Source organism: Bradyrhizobium sp. CCBAU 45321 (assembly GCF_028128975.1).
Taxonomy (GTDB): domain Bacteria; phylum Pseudomonadota; class Alphaproteobacteria; order Rhizobiales; family Xanthobacteraceae; genus Bradyrhizobium; species Bradyrhizobium yuanmingense.
Map to the genome: position 1 here is coordinate 132,353 of NZ_LFKZ01000121.1, position 17,760 is coordinate 150,112.

Annotated in this window: 14 protein-coding genes; 10 read left to right on the forward strand and 4 right to left on the reverse strand. The window is 65.2% G+C overall.

Features of this window, described 5'->3' with window-relative positions; genetic code table 11:
• The first annotated feature begins 125 nt into the window (after positions 1-125).
• Both ACM43_RS17715 and ACM43_RS17720 read left to right on the forward strand, forming a co-directional pair.
• Complete coding sequence (locus ACM43_RS17715) at positions 126-926, forward strand: hypothetical protein (protein ID WP_271541696.1); 801 nt, start codon at positions 126-128, stop codon at positions 924-926.
• 249 nt (positions 927-1,175) lie between these two features.
• On the forward strand, positions 1,176-2,852 hold the full coding sequence (locus ACM43_RS17720) for a methyl-accepting chemotaxis protein (protein ID WP_271541698.1): 1,677 nt from the start codon (positions 1,176-1,178) through the stop codon (positions 2,850-2,852).
• Positions 2,853-2,973: 121 nt separating this feature from the next.
• On the opposite strand, the gene mutS is transcribed toward ACM43_RS17720, so the two are convergent.
• A complete protein-coding gene (gene mutS, locus ACM43_RS17725; RefSeq protein WP_271541700.1) occupies positions 2,974-5,745 on the reverse strand; it encodes a DNA mismatch repair protein MutS in 2,772 nt (923 codons plus the stop codon).
• 256 nt (positions 5,746-6,001) lie between these two features.
• Here mutS and pcaF point away from each other — a divergent pair, with 256 nt between their 5' ends.
• The 6 genes from pcaF (at position 6,002) to ACM43_RS17755 (ending at position 12,769) form a co-directional block, all read left to right on the forward strand.
• The gene (gene pcaF / locus ACM43_RS17730) at positions 6,002-7,210 is read left to right on the forward strand and encodes a 3-oxoadipyl-CoA thiolase (RefSeq protein WP_271541702.1); all 1,209 of its coding nucleotides are present in this window, start codon (positions 6,002-6,004) and stop codon (positions 7,208-7,210) included.
• 152 nt (positions 7,211-7,362) lie between these two features.
• On the forward strand, positions 7,363-8,256 hold the full coding sequence (locus ACM43_RS17735) for a dioxygenase family protein (RefSeq protein ID WP_271541704.1): 894 nt from the start codon (positions 7,363-7,365) through the stop codon (positions 8,254-8,256).
• Positions 8,257-8,379: 123 nt separating this feature from the next.
• Positions 8,380-9,081, forward strand: coding sequence for a protocatechuate 3,4-dioxygenase subunit beta (pcaH, locus tag ACM43_RS17740; RefSeq protein ID WP_271541706.1), 702 nt, complete (start codon positions 8,380-8,382; stop codon positions 9,079-9,081).
• The gene (pcaG, locus tag ACM43_RS17745) at positions 9,082-9,684 is read left to right on the forward strand and encodes a protocatechuate 3,4-dioxygenase subunit alpha (protein WP_271541708.1); all 603 of its coding nucleotides are present in this window, start codon (positions 9,082-9,084) and stop codon (positions 9,682-9,684) included.
• Between the two features lie 264 nt (positions 9,685-9,948).
• Positions 9,949-11,637, forward strand: a complete 1,689-nt coding sequence (locus ACM43_RS17750) for a methyl-accepting chemotaxis protein (RefSeq protein ID WP_271541710.1) — start codon at positions 9,949-9,951, stop codon at positions 11,635-11,637.
• A gap of 70 nt (positions 11,638-11,707) precedes the next feature.
• Complete coding sequence (locus ACM43_RS17755) at positions 11,708-12,769, forward strand: phosphotransferase (protein ID WP_271541712.1); 1,062 nt, start codon at positions 11,708-11,710, stop codon at positions 12,767-12,769.
• Between the two features lie 130 nt (positions 12,770-12,899).
• On the opposite strand, the gene ACM43_RS17760 is transcribed toward ACM43_RS17755, so the two are convergent.
• The 3 genes from ACM43_RS17760 to ACM43_RS17770 are packed head-to-tail and all read right to left on the reverse strand — an operon-like array spanning position 12,900 to position 16,111.
• Complete coding sequence (locus ACM43_RS17760) at positions 12,900-14,483, reverse strand: MDR family MFS transporter (RefSeq protein ID WP_271541847.1); 1,584 nt, start codon at positions 14,481-14,483, stop codon at positions 12,900-12,902.
• Positions 14,479-15,636, reverse strand: a complete 1,158-nt coding sequence (locus tag ACM43_RS17765; protein WP_271541714.1) for an HlyD family secretion protein — start codon at positions 15,634-15,636, stop codon at positions 14,479-14,481. The genes ACM43_RS17760 and ACM43_RS17765 overlap by 5 nt, the downstream gene beginning before the upstream one ends.
• A complete protein-coding gene (locus ACM43_RS17770; RefSeq protein WP_157285353.1) occupies positions 15,629-16,111 on the reverse strand; it encodes a MarR family winged helix-turn-helix transcriptional regulator in 483 nt (160 codons plus the stop codon). The genes ACM43_RS17765 and ACM43_RS17770 overlap by 8 nt, the downstream gene beginning before the upstream one ends.
• Positions 16,112-16,267: 156 nt before the next feature.
• Between ACM43_RS17770 and ACM43_RS17775 the strand changes: the two genes are divergently transcribed.
• On the forward strand, positions 16,268-16,762 hold the full coding sequence (locus tag ACM43_RS17775) for a Fur family transcriptional regulator (protein ID WP_271541716.1): 495 nt from the start codon (positions 16,268-16,270) through the stop codon (positions 16,760-16,762).
• Between the two features lie 36 nt (positions 16,763-16,798).
• Positions 16,799-17,752, forward strand: a complete 954-nt coding sequence (locus ACM43_RS17780; RefSeq protein WP_271541718.1) for a DMT family transporter — start codon at positions 16,799-16,801, stop codon at positions 17,750-17,752.
• The last annotated feature ends 8 nt before the right edge of the window (positions 17,753-17,760 follow it).

A 17,760-nucleotide genomic window follows, 5' to 3' on the forward strand; every position in this document is an offset into this window, starting at 1 on the left:
GCCGTCGGGATTTCGGACGGTCGTTGCTCCAGCTCTCAAACATGTCGGCCTGTGGTTATGGATTCTCAGGTGCGCAATTGCGCACCGGAGCTCGCGCTTCGCGCGCCCCGGAATGACAGATAGAAATGTCCCTCGACCTCCACTTCCTCCTCTTCCTGCTCCTGCGCATGGCGATCGCGGCGGCGTTCGTGGTGACGGCATCGATCATCACCGAGCGCTCGGGACCCGTGATCGGCGCGCTGATCGCGACCCTGCCGGTCTCGGCCGGGCCGTCCTACGTCTTCCTTGCGATCGATCATGACGCCGCGTTCGTCGCGCAGGGCGCGCTGGCGAGCCTGCCCGTCAATGCGGCGACGATCTTGATGTGCCTCACTTACGTTGTGCTGTCGCAGCGGCACGCTCTCGTGGTGAGTTGCGGAAGCGCTTTCGCGGTATGGATCGGGATGGCCTCGATCATCCGCTCATTCGACTGGTCGCTCGCCGCGGGGCTCGCCGCCAATCTGATCGCGTTCGGCATTTGCATTCCACTGCTCGCGCGCTATCGCCATGTGAAGATGCCGCTGGTGACGCGTCGCTGGTATGATGTGCCGATGCGCGCTGCGCTGGTTGCGACCCTCGTCGCCATCGTGGTTTCGACATCGAGCTGGGTCGGCCCGCGCATCAGCGGCATCATTGCGCTGTTTCCCGTGGTGTTCTCCAGCATCATGGTCCTCCTGCATCCGCGCATCGGTGGACCGCCGACCGCCGCCGTGCTCGCCAACTCCGCCTGGGGCCTGCTCGGATTTGGCATGGCGATTGCGGTCCTGCACGTTGCAGTCGTGAAATTTGGATTGGCGGTAGGTCTTTCGCTCGCGCTTGCAAGCTGCGTGGTGTGGAACCTGATGCTGTGGTGGCGTGGACGCAGAAGGCTGCGCATCGAAACGTAAGCATTGTGTCCAGGATTTTGCGGCCTTTAGCCGGTAGTTCCGCGGTGTTTGACGGCGGGTTTCCGATAGTGTCGTTAATTTAATCTTCGTGTCTTGACCCTACACTTGCTCGTTGTCCGTAGAGACGGCGCCGTTGAGGGCTACATTTCCACCAGTACGAAAAGTTGTGAACGTCGAGCCGAAAGGCTCGAGCGCGAGCGCGACGCTGCGCACGCCATGCAAATGATTTCTCGTCGAGGAGATACTTGAATGTTCGGTCGCAAGTCCAACACTGATGCACAAGCGCGGCTCGATGCCATCGGCCGATCGCAGACGATGATCGAATTCAACCTTGATGGAACGATCATCACGGCCAATAAGAATTTTCTCGACGCCCTGGGCTACCGGCTCGAGGAGATCCAGGGGAAGCATCACTCGATGTTCGTGCCGGCCGACCAGCGCGACAGCGCCGAGTACAAGGCATTCTGGGCTGCATTGAACCGTGGCGAGTATCAGGCGCGCGAGTTCAAGCGGATCGCGAAAGACGGCCGCGAGGTCTGGATCGAGGCATCCTACAATCCGGTGCTCGACGGCAACGGCAAGATGGTGATGGTCGCCAAGATTGCGACCGACATCACCGAGAAGAAGATCCGCAGCATGACGGACGCCTCCAAGATTGCTGCCATCAGCCGCGCCCAGGCCGTCATCGAGTTCAAGCTCGACGGCACCATCGTCAGCGCCAACGAGAATTTCTGCAAAGCGCTCGGCTACTCGCTCGACGAGATCAAGGGCAAGCATCACAGCCTGTTCGTGGCCGAGGCTGACCGCAACGGCGCTGCCTACCGTGAATTCTGGGCCGCGCTCAACCGCGGCGAATACCAGACCGGCGAGTTCAAGCGGATCGGCAAGGGCGGCCGCGAGGTCTGGATCCTCGCCTCCTACACTCCGTTGCTCGACGAGAGCGGAAAGCCGTATGGCGTCGTCAAGTTCGCAACCGACGTCACCGCGGAGAAGCTGAAGAATGCCGATCTCGCCGGCCAGATCGCGGCGATCGACAAGGCCCAGGCCGTGATCGAGTTCAACATGGACGGCACGATCATCACCGCCAACGGCAACTTCCTCGGCGCGCTCGGCTATTCGCTGGCCGAGATCAAGGGCCGCCACCACAGCATGTTCGTCGAGCCCTCCGAGCGCGACGGCGCCGGCTATCGCGAGTTCTGGGCGGCGCTCAATCGCGGCCAGTATCAGGCGGCCGAATACAAGCGCATCGGCAAGGGCGGCAAGGAGGTCTACATCCAGGCCTCCTACAATCCGATCCTCGACCTCAACGGCAAGCCGTTCAAGGTCGTCAAATACGCCACCGACGTCACCAAGCAGGTCCTGGTCCGCATGGGCAATGAGCGCGTGCGCGGCATGATGGAATCGGTCGCCGCCGGCTCGGAGGAGCTCAACGCCTCGGTGCGGGAGATCTCCGAGGCCATGACCAAGTCGCGCGAGACCGCGATGAGCGCGGTCGAGCAGGTCGGCGCCGCCGACGCGCAGGCCCAGCGCCTCACCGAGGCCGCGCAGGCGATGAGCGGCATCGTCGAGATGATCAACAACATCACGGGGCAGATCAACCTGCTCGCGCTCAACGCCACGATCGAATCGGCGCGCGCGGGCGAGGCCGGCCGCGGCTTCGCGGTGGTCGCTTCCGAGGTCAAGAGCCTCGCCAACCAGGCCAAGCAGGCGACCGACAAGATCGGCCAGGAGATCGGCAGCCTCAACAGCATCTCCGGCGACGTCGTCAGCGCGCTCGGCTCGATCAAGCAGGCGATCAACAATGTCAGCGAGTACGTGACCTCGACCGCCGCCGCGATCGAGGAGCAGAGCACGGTGACCAACGAGATGTCGACCAGCATGCAGCGCGCCGCCGCGGAAGCCGCGGCGATCGCGGCGAGGGGCTAGGCCGGGCTCGGAATTGTAGGGTGGGCCAAAGGTGCGCTCTTTGCGCGCCGTGCCCACCATATCTCCCCGATCGTTTCAGGGAGCGGTGGGCACGCTCCGCTTTGCCCACCCTCCGGCACCATCACTGCTTCGGCAGCTTCGCCTTCAGCGCATACAGCGCATCCAGCGCCTCGCGCGGCGACATCTCGTCGGGGTGCAGCGCCTTCACCGCCTCCACCAGCAGCTCCGCTTCGCTCGGCGGCGCGGCTTCGGTGGCGGCGCGCGAAGGGACAGCGAACAGCGGCAGATCGTCCACCAGGGCTCGCGCGGTCTGGCCGCGGTCCTGCGCTTCCAGCTTCGACAGCACCGATTTGGCGCGCGTGATCACCGCCGGCGGCAGGCCGGCGAGTTTCGCCACCTGGATGCCGTAGGAGCGGTCGGCCGAGCCCGGCAGCACCTCGTGCAGGAACACGACGTTGCCCTGCCATTCCTTCACCCGCACCGTGGCGTTGAACATCCGCGGCAGTTTCGCCGCGAGCGCGGTCAGCTCGTGATAATGCGTCGCGAACAAGGTTCGGCAGCGGTTGCTCTCGTGCAGATGCTCGATCGCGGCCCAGGCGATCGAGAGGCCGTCGAAGGTCGCGGTGCCGCGGCCGATCTCATCGAGGATGACGAGCGAGCGCTCGCCGGCCTGGTTCAGGATCGCCGCGGTCTCGACCATCTCCACCATGAAGGTGGAGCGGCCGCGGGCGAGATCGTCGGCGGCGCCGACGCGCGAGAACAGGCGGTCGACGATGCCGATCCGCGCGCGCGTCGCCGGCACGAAGCTGCCGATCTGGGCCATCAAGGCGATCAGCGCGTTCTGGCGCAGGAAGGTCGATTTACCGGCCATGTTGGGACCGGTGAGCAGCCAGAGCTGGCCTGCCCCCACCCTACCCTCCCCCGCCTGCGGGGGAGGGTAGGGTGGAGGTACGGGAGAGAGGTCGCAGGCATTGGCGATGAACGGCTCGCCGTTGCGCTTGAGCGCCTGCTCGACCACGGGATGGCGGCCGGCCTCGATGGCAAAGCTGAGCGAGCCGTCGACCTCGGGCCGCACATAGTTCTCGTCGACGGCGAGCTTGGCCAGCGAGGTCGCGACGTCGAGCAGCGCAAAGCCTTGCGCCGCGGCGCGCAGATCGTCGCTGATCGCGAGCGCCTTGGCGCAGAGCCGCTCGAAGATCTCGAGCTCGAGGCCGAGCGCGCGGTCGCCGGCATTGGCGATCTTGGCCTCGATCTCGCCGAGCTCGGCTGTAGTGAAGCGCACCTGTCCCGCCAACGTCTGGCGATGGATGAAGGTCGCGTTCAGCGGCGGCGACATCAGCTTGTCGCCGTGCTGGGCGGTGACCTCGACGAAATAGCCGAGCACGTTGTTGTGCCGGATCTTGAGGCCCTTCACGCCGGTTTGGTCGGCGTAACGGGCCTGCATCGAGGCCACGACCAGACGCGAGGCATCGCGCAGGTTTCGCGCTTCGTCCAGCGCCGGCTCGTAGCCCTGGCGCACGAAGCCGCCGTCGCGCTTGATCAGCGGCAGCTGCTCGTCGAGCGCGCTGGCGAACTCGGCAGCAAGCGCGCGCGACGGCCGCTGCAGCGCCGCCATCACCGCCGCGATTTCCTGCGGCGGTTGATCCATTTCGGAGAGCCGCGTCAACACCTGGTCGGCGGCTAGGATGCCGTCGCGGATGCCGGCGAGGTCGCGCGGCCCGCCGCGGCCGACCGAGAGCCGAGCCAGAGCGCGCGACATGTCGGGCGCGCCGCGCAGGATGCTGCGGATGTCCTCGCGCGCGGCGGAATCGGCCACGAAGGCGCTGACCGCATCTAACCGGCGGGCGATCGCCGGCGCATCGGTCAGCGGCGCCGCCAGACGCTGCGCCAGCAGGCGGGAGCCTGCCGAGGTCACGGTGCAGTCGATCGCATCGAGCAACGAGCCGCGGCGTTCGCCGGCGAGCGTGCGCGTCAGCTCGAGATTGGCGCGCGTCGCCGGGTCGATCGCCATGGTCGCGCCCGAGGCCTCACGCGCGGGCGGCGACAGCGGCGGATGCTTACCGACCTGGGTGCGGTCGACATAGGTGACGGCGGCGGCCGCGGCGGTGGCTTCGAGGCGCGTCAGCTGCGCGAGCCCGTCCATGGTTGCGACGGCAAAGTAGTCGCACAGCCGCTTCTCGGCGGTGGCGCCGTCGAAGACGTCGCGGGTCAGCGGCGTCACCGCCGGCAGCTCGCGCAAGGTCTGGCCGAGCTCGTTGTCGCTGTAGAGGGCGTCGGTGACGATCGCCTCGTTCGGGTTGATGCGCGCCAGCGTCGCGGCGAGCTCGCCGCCGGAGACCTCGGTGACCATGAATTCGGCCGTCGAGATGTCGATCCAGGCAAGGCCGAAGCGGTCGCCGCCGGCGCTGGAACGGGCGCGCGCGATCGCCAGCAGGTAATTGTTGGCACGCGCATCGAGCAGCGTGTCCTCGGTCAGCGTGCCGGGCGTCACCAGCCGCACCACGCCGCGGCGTACCACGCTCTTGTTGCCGCGCGCTTTCGCCGCCGCGGGATCCTCGGTCTGCTCGCACACCGCGACCCGGTGCCCGGCGCTGATGAGACGATGCAGATAATCCTCGGCGCGCTCGACCGGCACGCCGCACATCGGGATATCCGCGCCCTGGTGCTTGCCGCGCTTGGTCAGGACGATGCCGAGCGTCCGCGAGGCGATCTCGGCGTCCTCGAAGAACAATTCGTAAAAGTCGCCCATCCGGTAGAACAGCAGCAAGCCCTGATGCGCTGCCTTGATCTCCAGATACTGCTCCATCATCGGCGTGACGCGCGCGGCAGTCTCGGCCTGCGGCGCGGGCGTGTCGTCGGCGGGCGGAACTTGTATCGGCTGTTGCATCGTCATGGGCGGCGCAACCTACAAAATTTCGCCACTTGCTCCTATCGCTTTGGCCGGAGCGGCGAGGTTTTCCACGTTGTCCGCAGTGGGGGCGCGAGGTGCTGCCACATTCTCGGTCGTCATTTCGCGTTCGCGCCAAATGGCACGCCCCGGAATGACGGCTGCCCCGCGAAACCGTCAATTGACCTGCCGCGGGCGCCCTCCTAAAACTCCGCCGACATTGAAGAATTTGGCCGGATCGCGGCATTCAGGGAGAACAATGATGCGTGACGTCTTTATCTGCGATGCCGTGCGGACCCCGATCGGCCGTTTCGGCGGCTCGCTCGCCAAGGTGCGTGCCGACGATCTCGCCGCCGCCCCGATCAAGGCGCTGATGGCCAAGCACCCCAAGCTCGACTGGGCGCAGGTGGACGAAGTGTTCTTCGGCTGCGCCAACCAGGCCGGCGAGGACAATCGCAACGTCGCGCGCATGGCGCTGCTGCTGGCGGGCCTGCCGGATTCGGTTCCCGGCCAGACCCTGAACCGGCTTTGTGCCTCGGGCCTGGATGCGGTCGGCGCCGCGGGCCGCGCCATTCGCTCCGGCGAGATCGAGCTCGCCATTGCCGGCGGCGTCGAGTCGATGACCCGCGCGCCCTTCGTGATGGGCAAGGCGCAGGAAGCCTTCTCGCGCTCGGCCGAGATCTTCGACACCACGATCGGCTGGCGCTTCATCAATCCGCTGCTGAAGGCGCAGTACGGCGTCGACGCCATGCCGGAGACCGGCGAGAACGTCGCCGAGGAGTTCCAGGTCTCGCGCGCCGATCAGGACGCCTTCGCCATCCGCTCGCAGCAGCGCGCAGGCGCTGCGATCGCAGCCGGCTATTTCGCGGAAGAAATCACGCCCATCACCATTCCCGGCGGCAAGGCCGGCCCGATCACCATCGACAAGGACGAGCATCCGCGCCCCGAGACCACGCTGGAAGGTCTCGCCAAGCTGAAGCCGATCGTGCGCAATCCCGGCACTGTGACCGCCGGCAACGCTTCCGGCGTCAATGACGGGGCCGCGGCCATGATCCTGGCCTCGGAAGCCGCGGTCAGGAAGCACGGCCTGACGCCTCGCGCCCGCATCCTCGGTCTTGCGTCGGCCGGCGTGCCGCCGCGGATCATGGGTATCGGCCCGGTGCCCGCGACCCGCAAGCTGATGGAACGCCTCGGCAAGAAGATCAGCGATTTCGACCTGATCGAGCTGAACGAAGCTTTCGCTTCGCAAGGCATCGCCTGCATGCGCCAGCTCGGCGTCGCCGATGACGCCGATTTCGTCAATCCGCATGGCGGCGCCATCGCGCTCGGCCATCCGCTCGGCATGAGCGGCGCCCGCCTCGCGCTCACAGCCGTGCACGGCATGGAGAAGCGCGGCGGCAAGCTGGCGCTCGCCACCATGTGCGTCGGCGTCGGCCAGGGCGTTGCGGTTGCGATCGAAAAGCTGAATTGACGGGACGTGTAGCGTCCTGTCATCCCGGCGCTCAGTGCCCAGGACTCGTCATGCCCGGGCTTGTCCCGGGCATCCACGTTTTTTGGTGCTCTGAGAAGGTCGTGGATGGCCGGGACAAGCCCGGCCATGACGAAAGGTGAGAGGATCGTCCCATGATCATCGAGCGCGAGAAGGACGTCACGGCCGCGGCCCTGGCGGTGATGGAGCGGACATCCGATCCGCGGCTGCGCGATATCATGGTCTCCCTGGTCAAGCATTTGCACGCCTTCGTCCGCGATGTCAGGCTGACCGAGAAGGAGTTCCGCGATGCCACGGCAATCGTGGCCGAGCTCGGCAAGCTGACCACCGATACGCATAACGAAGTCGTGCTGATGGCGGGGTCGCTTGGCGTTTCCTCGCTGGTGTGCCTGCTCAACAACGGCGATCAGGGCAATACCGAGACCGATCAATCATTGCTCGGGCCGTTCTGGCGGTTGAATTCGCCCCGGGTCGAGAATGGCGGATCGATCGTGCGCTCGCAGACACCGGGAGCCACGCTGTTCGTCAGCGGCCGCGTCGTCGATAAGGACGGCCGTCCGGTCGCCGGTGCCGAGGTCGATGTCTGGCACGCCTCGCCGGTCGGCCTTTACGAGAACCAGGACCCCGAGCAGGCCGACATGAACCTGCGCGGCAAGTTCACGACCGATTCCGACGGGCGCTTTTCCTTCCGGTCGGTGATGATGGTCGGCTATCCCATTCCGACCGATGGTGTCGTCGGCCGCTTGCTCGCGGCGCAGGCCCGCCACCCCTATCGTCCCGCGCATCTGCATGCCCTGATCTTCAAGCCCGGATTCAAGGTGCTGATCTCGCAGGTCTATGATCCCAGCGACCCCCATATCGACAGCGACGTGCAGTTCGGTGTGACGCAGGCGCTGATCGGTAAATTCGTGCGCCACGATACGCCGCATCCGACGGCGAAGGACGCCTCCGTGCCCTGGTATTCGCTCGACCATACCTACCGGCTCGAGGCCGGGGAGGCGGTGCTTCCGCGTGCGCCGATCAGGTAACAGCGGGACGGCTGCCATGCGCGGGAACGCCTCTAAACCGGCTTTCCCAAATTAGTTATATCCTATAATGATTGGCGAAAGCGTTGACCAGCCGGACCACGAAGGCCGGGGAGGAGTTCGCCAATGACATTCATCTATCCCACCGGGAGCAACGCGGCGCATCCGCTGCCGCTGTCGCCCGACTACAAGAGCTCGATCAAACGCGCGCCGAACAAGCCCTTGATCCCGATGCCCCATACGCTGTCGGAACTGACCGGGCCGGTCTACGGCCACGAGACCGTGCGCGAGGGCGACAACGACCTCACCCGCCAGCACGCAGGCGAGCCGCTCGGCGAGCGCATCATCGTGCATGGCCATGTGCGCGACGAGGACGGCCGCGGCGTGCCGAACTCGCTCGTCGAGATCTGGCAGGCCAATTCCTGCGGCCGTTATGTCCACGTCCGTGATCAGCATCCGGCGCCGCTCGATCCGAATTTCACCGGCGCGGGCCGCACCGTGAGCGATGCGTCCGGCTATTATCGCTTCGTCACCATCAAGCCTGGCGCCTATCCCTGGGGCAATCACCACAACGCCTGGCGGCCTGCGCACATCCATCTCTCGGTGTTCGGCCATTCCTTCGTCACGCGCCTCGTGACGCAGATGTATTTTCCGAACGATCCCTTGTTCCCGTTCGATCCGATCTTCAACTCGGTGCCGGACGAGAAGGCGCGGGCGCGGATGGTCTCGTCGTTCGACTTGGAGAATACCCAGCCCGAATGGGCGCTGTGCTACCGCTTCGACGTCGTGCTGCGCGGCAAGGACGCCACCCCCATGGAGAACCATTAAGTGCAAGAGTCCGCGAAGCCCGACGGGATTACCCCATCGCAGACGGTCGGTCCGTTCTTCAAATACGGCCTGACGCCGACCGGCGAGTACGCCTGGAACGACGCGTTCACCAACTCGACGCTGACGCCCGATGTCACCGGCGACCGCATCCGCATCGAGGGCCGTGTCTTCGACGGCGACGGCGTGGCCGTCCCCGATTGCATGCTGGAGATCTGGCAGGCGGATGCGCAGGGCCGATTCGCCGATCCCCAGGACAAGCGCGCGCTGCCGAATGCGAGCTTCCGCGGCTTTGCCCGCTGTGGCACCGACAAGGACGGCAACTATTCTTTCGAGACCATCAGGCCGGGCGTAGTGCCGGATCCCGAGGGCAAGCCGCAGGCGCCGCACATCCTGCTTGCGGTGTTTGGCCGCGGCATGCTCAGGCATCTCTACACCCGCATCTATTTCAACGACGAGGCCGGCAACGCCGCCGATCCCGTGCTGGCGCTGGTGCCTGCCGATCGCCGCGCCACGATCACTGCGGTCCGCGAGGCCGGCAAGCCGGTCTACCGGCTCGACCTGCACCTGCAGGGCGACAACGAAACGGTGTTCTTCGACGTATGAGGGTCGGGCGTGCCGGGGAGGCCTGCTCCTCGGCACACATATCTCATTCGGCGCATCGGAGCCGGTGCTGCGTTGCCGCACCAGACTCGAACGTTGATTTTGCGCGGTTGTGCGTCAGCCTCGCTGACTCAATACCGATGCCTTGATGTCCATTTCTCCGTATTCATGCGGGCTTCGTGAAATACAATTCCGGCGCGAATCAATCCCGTATTTACCGTAGTCGTCTAGGATGGCCGCAGTTTCGACGCCGACCTGGATTGTTTCATGAAATTTCGTCTGTCCTTGTCCTCTGCGATCGTCGCGTTTGGCGTCGTTCTCGCCATTGGTTTCGCCGCCGTTGTTTCGACCAGCCTGTACGCCCTAAAAGAGCTCAAGGTCGGCGGTCCGCTCTATTCCGACATCAAGCTCGGCAACGACCTCATCGCCGACATCCTGCCGCCGCCCGAATACATCATCGAAGCCTATCTCGAGGCGACGCTGGCCATGCGCGAGCCGGACCAGCTGGCGGCCCACGGCGAACGTCTGGTCCAGCTTCGCAAGGACTACGACGACCGCAAGGCGTTTTGGGTCTCCTCCAGCCTCTCGGCCGACCTCAAGACCGCGCTGGTGTCGAAATCCGATGCGGAGGTGCAGAAATTCTGGAAGGCGTCGGATCAGCTTCTGCCCGCCCTCAAGGCCAAAGACGCGGCGGCTTCCGAGCGCGTCTATGCGCAGCTCAAGGAGGCCTATACCGCGCATCGCGCCGTCATCGACAGCATCGTCGAGAGTGCCAACAAGCGGAATGCCGCCATGGAGAAGCTGGCCGCGGACCGCGACAGCGCGATGCTCTATATCCTCCTCGGCGTCTCCATCGCCGTTCTCGCCTTCGTCACCGCCGGCCTGCTGGGTGTTGCCCTCGGCGTGGTGCGCCCGATCGTGCGCATGACGGATACGATGCAGAAGCTCGCGACCGGCGATCTCGCCGCCGACATTCCGTTCGCCCAGCGCCAGGACGAGGTCGGCTCGATGGCGGGCGCGCTTGTGGTGTTCAAGCAGGCGGCGGTCGAGAACTCCCGTCTGCGCGAGGAGCAGTTGCGGCAGGAGCAGGCGGCGGCGCTCGCCAAGCGCTCCGCCCTGCATCAGATGGCCGAAACGGTCGAACGCGAGACCGGCCGCTCGGTCGATACCGCGACTGCGGCGACGCAGGGGGTGGAGCAAGCCGCCTCCGGCCTCTCCGAGATCGCAAAGTCGCTCTCTGCGCAGTCGCAGGCGGTGGCGGCGGCTTCGACGCAGGCACTCGGCAGCTCGCAGGCCGTCTCCGCTGCGGCCGAAGAACTGAGCGCCTCGATCCGCGAGATCACGAGCCAGGTCGCGCGGACCAGCACCGTCACCAAATCGGCGGTCGCCGGCCGCGAGCAGGCGCGTTCGACCATTCAGGCGCTGGCCGGATCGGTGAAGAAGATCGCGGAGGTCTCTGACCTCATCGGCGGCATCGCAGGCCAGACCAACCTCCTCGCGCTCAACGCGACAATCGAGGCGGCGCGCGCCGGCGAGGCCGGCCGCGGCTTCGCGGTGGTTGCCGCCGAAGTGAAATCCCTGTCCGACCAGACCGCCAAATCCACCGAGGAGATCGGGCGGCTGATTGCCGAGATCCAGGCCTCGACGCAGGCCGCGGTCGACGCCGTCGAGGCCATGGGAGGCCACATCGTCGAGATCGACGGCGTGGCGACTTCGGTCGCTGCCGCGATGGAACAGCAGGATGCCGCGACCCGGGAGATCACGCGGTCGATTTCCGAATCGGCCTCCGCCGCACAGGAGGTCTCGGCCAAGATCGGCGACGTCAGCCGCGATGCCGCCTCCGTCAACCAGCGCGCCGCGGATGTGAGGCAGGCGATCGCCGGGATGACAGCCAATCTCGATCAACTGCGTGCGATCGTCGTGCGGACGGTGCGCGACTCGACCGCCGCAGCCTGAGCCGGCGGCAGCCGCTGGTGCCCGGGCATGTGATCGTGCAGTATGACGGGGGACAGGGGCATCGTGGTTCATGACATCTCCACAATTGCCGGCGGTCGTTGAGCCCGCCCGACTGACGGCCGCGCTGCGCCGGGGCGGCGCGCTGGATGCAGGCGCCGTCCGCGAGGTGAAGGTGCTGCATCAACGCGACACCGTGGTGTCGCATATCGTCAGGCTTGGGGTGCGCTATGTCGGCGAATCCGCCGGTGCTCCGCAGTCGCTGATCCTCAAGACGCCCAATGCCGCTTTCGCCAAGCGCCTCGCCAATGGCGGCCGGCGCGAGGTGGGCTATTACACGCAGCTGGTGCCGCAGATGCCGCCGGGACTCGTGCCGCGCTGCTTTGATGGGCATTTCGACGAGGACAGCTTCGCCTGGCATCTGCTGCTGGAAGATCTCACCGACAGCCACGAGATCGCGACCACCTGGCCGGTGCCGCCGTCGCGCGAGCAGACGTTCGCCATCGTCACGACGCTGGCGCGCTGGCATGCAGCCTGGTGGGACCATCCGAGCCTCGGCGACACCGTCGGCACCTGGGCGAGCGTGGAGGACCGCGCGCAACGCATGGAGACGTTCGCGGGGCTTTACGATCGCTTTGCCGATCTTCTCGGCGATCGCCTCAGCGAAGAGCGGCGGATCCTCTATCGTCGTCTGATCGATCAGTCGGAGCGGCTGTCCCAGCGTTACCATTCACGCCGCCACCTCAGCATCACGCATGGCGACGCCCATGTCTGGAATTTCCTGCTGCCGCGCACGGGCGTCGATGACACCGTGCGCATCTTCGATTTCGATCTGTGGAGCATCGACGTTCCGACCCACGACCTCGCCTATATGATGGCGATGCATTGGTATCCGGAACGCCGGCAGGCGCTCGAACGGCTGCTGCTCAATCTCTACCACGACACGCTGGTCGAGAGCGGCATCAGCGGCTACACCCGCGGCGCGCTCGATCGCGACTACCGCTGGGCGGTGCTCTGGCAGATCACGCGGCCGGTCTGGCAGTGGAGCATCAACATCCCGCCGCTGATCTGGTGGAACAATCTGGAACGGGCGTTTGCGGCCGTGGACGATTTGGGCTGCGAGGAGCTGTTGTAGCGCTGATCGTGTGGCAAGTCGTCATTGCGAGGAGCGCTTGCGACGAAGCAATCCAGGGTGTTTTCGCGGATACAATCTGGATTGCTTCGCTGCGCTCGCAATGACGGTGTGAAGCGCCAAAGTCCGATGACTACTCCATCACCGCATGCTCCGGCCCCGCCGCCTGCTTGCGCAGCGTGGCCTTGGTCGAGCCGACCAGCAGAGCGAGCGGGATGGTGCAGAGGATGAAGAGCATCACCAGCTGATAGTCCTGTGCGAAGGCGATGATCTGTGCCTGGACGCTGACCATCCGGTCGGCCATGGCGCGGCCGGCGTCGGTGGACAGATTGATCAGGCCGCTGACACCAGGCATCTGCAGCGCGTGGTTGAACGGATTGACGTGCTCGGAGAGGATCGCATAGGTCCGCCGCGTGCCCTGCGACAGCTCGGCGATGACGACGGAAATGCCGACCGAGCTCGCGACGTTGCGCATCAGGGTAAGCATCGCGGTGCCGTCCGTGCGCAGCTCGTTCGACAACGTCAGGAACGCCACGGTCGAGAGCGGCACGAAGACGAGGCCAAAGCCAAAGCCCTGGATGACGCTGACGGTGACGATTTCCGGCACCTGGGTCAGATCGGTCCAGCCCGTCATCTGGAACAGCGAGCCCGCCGTCAGCGTCAGGCCGCAGATGATCAGCGTGCGCGCCTCGACATAACGCATCATGCGGCCGACCAGCATCATGGCGAAGAAGGTGCCGATGCCGCGGGTCGCCAGCAGCAGGCCGGCAGTGATGATGGGATAGCCGATCACGTTCTGCATGTAGGGCGAGGCCAGGGCCATGGTCGAGAACAGCACGAGCCCCATCACGATCATGAACAGGCAGCCGCTGACGAAATTGCGGTCCCGGAACAGGGCGAAGCGGATGAACGGGGTCGCGGTCGTGAAGGAGTGCGCGAGGAAGAAATAGAAGGCGGCGGCCGAGACGATGAACTCCGCCACGATCTCGTTCGATTCGAGCCAGCCCAATTGCTCACCGCGGTCGAGCGCGAGCTGGAGCGCGCCGATCGCGACCGCCAGCGCGGCGAAGCCGAACCAGTCGAATTTGAGGCTGAAATCCTTCCTGGTCTCGTCCATGAAGACGACCAGCCCGAGCACGGTGATGATGCCGAACGGCAGGTTGACGAAGAACACCCAGTGCCAGGAATAGGTCTCGGTGAGCCAGGCTCCCAGCGACGGTCCCATGATCGGACCCATCATCACGCCCATGCCCCAGATCGCCATCGCCTTGGCGCGTTCCTGGAGCGTGTAATAGTCGAGCATGACCGATTGCGACAGCGGCACCAGCGCCGCGCCGAACACGCCCTGCAGCAGGCGGAACAGCACCATCTGGTTGATGTCCTGCGCGAGGCCGCACAGCACCGACGCAATGGTGAAGCCGGCCGAGCAGATGATGAAGATGCGCTTGCGGCCGAAGCGGTTGGCGATCCAGCCCACCGGCGCCGTCATGATCGCGGCGGCGACGATGTAGGAGGTCAGCACCCAGTTGATCTGGTCCTGTGAGGCCGACAGCGTGCCCTGCATGTAGGGGAGGGCGACATTGGCGATGGTCGTGTCCAGCGCCTGCATGATGGTCGCGGTCATGGCGCAGATCGTCACCATGTTCCGGCGCAGGCCGGGGACCATCAGATTCGCATTGGCGTCGGACATCGCGCCAGTCCTTGTCTTATTCTTAATCCTGGCCCGCGGTCGCGGACAGGCCGAGCAGGCCGGCGAGCGTTCGCTTGTGTCCGGTGTCGATGGTGGCGTAGACGCTCATGCCGGCTTTCAGCTTCCGCACATATTTGTCGTTCTCGTCGAAATAGATGCGGATCGGGACGCGCTGCACCACCTTGACGAAATTGCCCATGGCGTTCTGCGGCGGCAGGATCGCGAATTGCGCGCCGGTGCCGGGCGAGAGCGAGCCGATCTTGCCCTTGAAGACATGGTTGGGGAACGCGTCAACCTCGAGCGTGACCGCCTGGCCTTCGGTGACATAGGTGAGGTCGCTCTCCTTCGGATTGGCATCGACCCAGGGATGGGCGACGTCGATGATGGAGAACACCGGCGTGCCGGCGGGGACATAGCGGCCGAGCTGAATCTGCTCGACCTGGGTCGCTACACCATCCATCGGCGCGCGCAAGACGGTATGGTCGAGGTTGCGCTGCGCGTCATCCAGCTTGGCTTTCGCCTGAGCGTAGGGCGGGAATTGCTCGAGCGGCAGATCAGGGTTGCCGAGCAACTGGGTCTTTGCGTTGGAGAGCTGCTGCTTGATGTACTGCGCCTGCGCCCCGGCGGTGACCAGCGCATTCGAGGCATTGTCGAGATCGAGCTGCGAGCCGAAATTGTTCTTCACCAGCGCCTGCTTGCGCTCGACGTCGCGCTGCTTCAGATCGATGCCCTGCTGGGCGAGGCCCAGCATGTCGCCATAGATCTTGATGTTGGCGACGAGGTTGTCATAGGTCGTGCGCGCCTGCGCGAGCTGCGCCTTGGCCTCCTCGACCGCGAGGCGGAACGGAACCGGGTCGATCTCGAACAACTCGTCGCCCCGCTTGACCGACTGGCCTTCCTTCACGACCACTTTCAGGATCTTGCCGGAGATGTCGGGCGTCACCAGCACCTTCTGTGCGCCGACATAGGCATCGTCGGTGCCGACATAGCGGCCTCCATGCAGATAGAAGGTGACGCCTCCGACGGTGACGATCACCGGCAGCACGACCAGGAGCAGGAATCGGCGATAGCGGCGCAGGCCCGCCAGCAGGCGGCGGCGCGGATCGGTGCCGGCCTTCTTGGTCGGCTTGCCGCTGTCGCTCTTCGGCTCAGGCTGCAACTTGATGACCTGATCAGCCATGGCGCTGCTCCTTACGTGCTTGCTCCGTGCCGGATGTCTGGATCGCGGTTCGCACGTTTTCCTTGATGGTTTCGAGTTGGGTGAGGAGGCGGTGCGCATCCGCCGGATTGATGCCGTCGAGTGCGTTCGCCGTCAGCTCCGACTTCAGGCCACTCATGCGGCCGAGCAATTGCCGTCCGGCCTTCTTGAGATACAGGCGCTTGACCCGGCGATCCGAAGCGTCGCTGCGGCGCTCGATCCAGTCGTTGTCGCAGAGCTTGTCGATCAGGCGCGTCAGTGTGATCGGCTGCATCTCCAGCAGCTCGGCGAGCTCAGACTGCTTCATGCCCTCGCTGCGCTCCACCTTGGCCAGCACCGCCCATTGTGCCCGGGTGATGCCGAAGCGCGACGCCTCTTTGTCGGCATAGACGCGCAGGAGGCGATAGAGCTCACCGAGCGTGAACAGGAAATTCTGGTCGACCGACCCGCGCGTCATGAGCGTCGTCTCCACTAAGCTTTGCATATAATAAGCAAGCTTATGATTGTTTCACGGCCCGGTCGCGCGGTGCTGTCCCGCGGGAGGAGCATGGCTGGCAGCCGGGCGGCTCGTCGTGCTTTGGGTTCCCCCGCCGAAATGCTAGAAGAGGGTTACATGAGCCTCGCGAAGCCGGCATTCCCCGCGCCCGACCATGATCACGGCCGCTGCACCGCGGACGCGCTCGCGCATGCCGAGGTGGTCTGTGAACGGCGCGCGCAGAAATTCACGCCGATCCGCCGCCAGGTGCTGGGTGCGTTGCTCTCCAGCCACCGCCCGCTCGGCGCCTACGAGATCATCGACGAGCTCGCCAAGTCGATGGCGCGGCCGGCGCCGATCACGGTCTATCGTGCGCTCGATTTCCTGATGGCCAACGGCCTCGTGCACCGCATCGAAAGCCGCAACGCCTATCTCGCCTGCGCCGCCCACGACCACGATGCGACCTCCGCGGTTGCGTTCCTGATCTGCGAGCGCTGCGGTCTGGTCGGCGAGATTCCCTCGGCGTCCTTCGCCAAGGACCTCAACGCCGCCGCGCGCAGCTCAGGCTTCGCGCCAAAGCTGTCTGTGGTGGAGATCACGGGCGTCTGCACGCATTGTCAGAAAATGTCTTGAAGCAATAACGGCGCAAAGCCGGATTCTTGGAAAGAAATGTCCGCACCTCAAGCCATACCGTCCGCCGGTCGTCCCCTCAGTGCCGGCGCCATCGCCCTGATGCTCATGCTGTGCCTGACCTGGGGGTTCAACCAGATCGCGGTGAAGCTGGTGCTGCCGGACATCCCGCCGATGCTTCAGGCCACCATCCGCTCGATGGGCGCGCTGCCGGTGCTGTTCATCATCGGCACCTTTCGTGGCGTCAAGTTCTTCGAGCGTGACGGCACCTGGAAGCCGGGCCTGTTCGCCGGGCTGATGTTCGGCATCGAATTCGTGTTGATCTTCCAGGGGCTGCACTTCACGTCTGCTTCCCGTGCGGTGGTGTTTCTCTACACCGCGCCGTTTTTCGTGGCGCTCGGCTCCTATCAGGTGCTCGGCGAACGACTTGGCGCCTCGCAATGGCTGGGCCTCGCCATCAGCTTTGCCGGTGTCGCGCTTGCGATCGGCGTGCCGCAGCCCAATGTCGATTCGCATGTCCTGCTCGGCGATCTCATGATTGTCGGCGGCGCCGCGCTGTGGGCCGCGACGACGCTGGTCGCCAAGAGCACCCGTCTGCGCTTCGCCGCCCCCGAGAAGGCGCTGGGCTACCAGGTCGCGACCTCGATCCCCATCCTCGGGACCGCGGCCTGGCTGTTCGGCGAATCCATCACCCACACGCCGAGCCCGCTGTCGCTCGGCCTGATGGCGTTCCAGGCGATCTGGGTGGTGGGAACCACGTTCACGCTTTGGTTCGCGCTGGTGAAGGCCTATTCGGCCAGCAAATTGTCCGCTTTTACCTTCATCACCCCTTTGTTTGGCGTGGTGGGTAGCTATTTCATCATGCACGACACCCTGAGCCTGACATTCGGGGCCGCAGCGGTCCTTGTAATTGCTGGGCTTTTCCTGGTTAACCGTCCCAGCCCATCGGCTGCGGCGCCGCGTGATGCATTGCTGAACGTCACCAAAACCTGATATTTGGA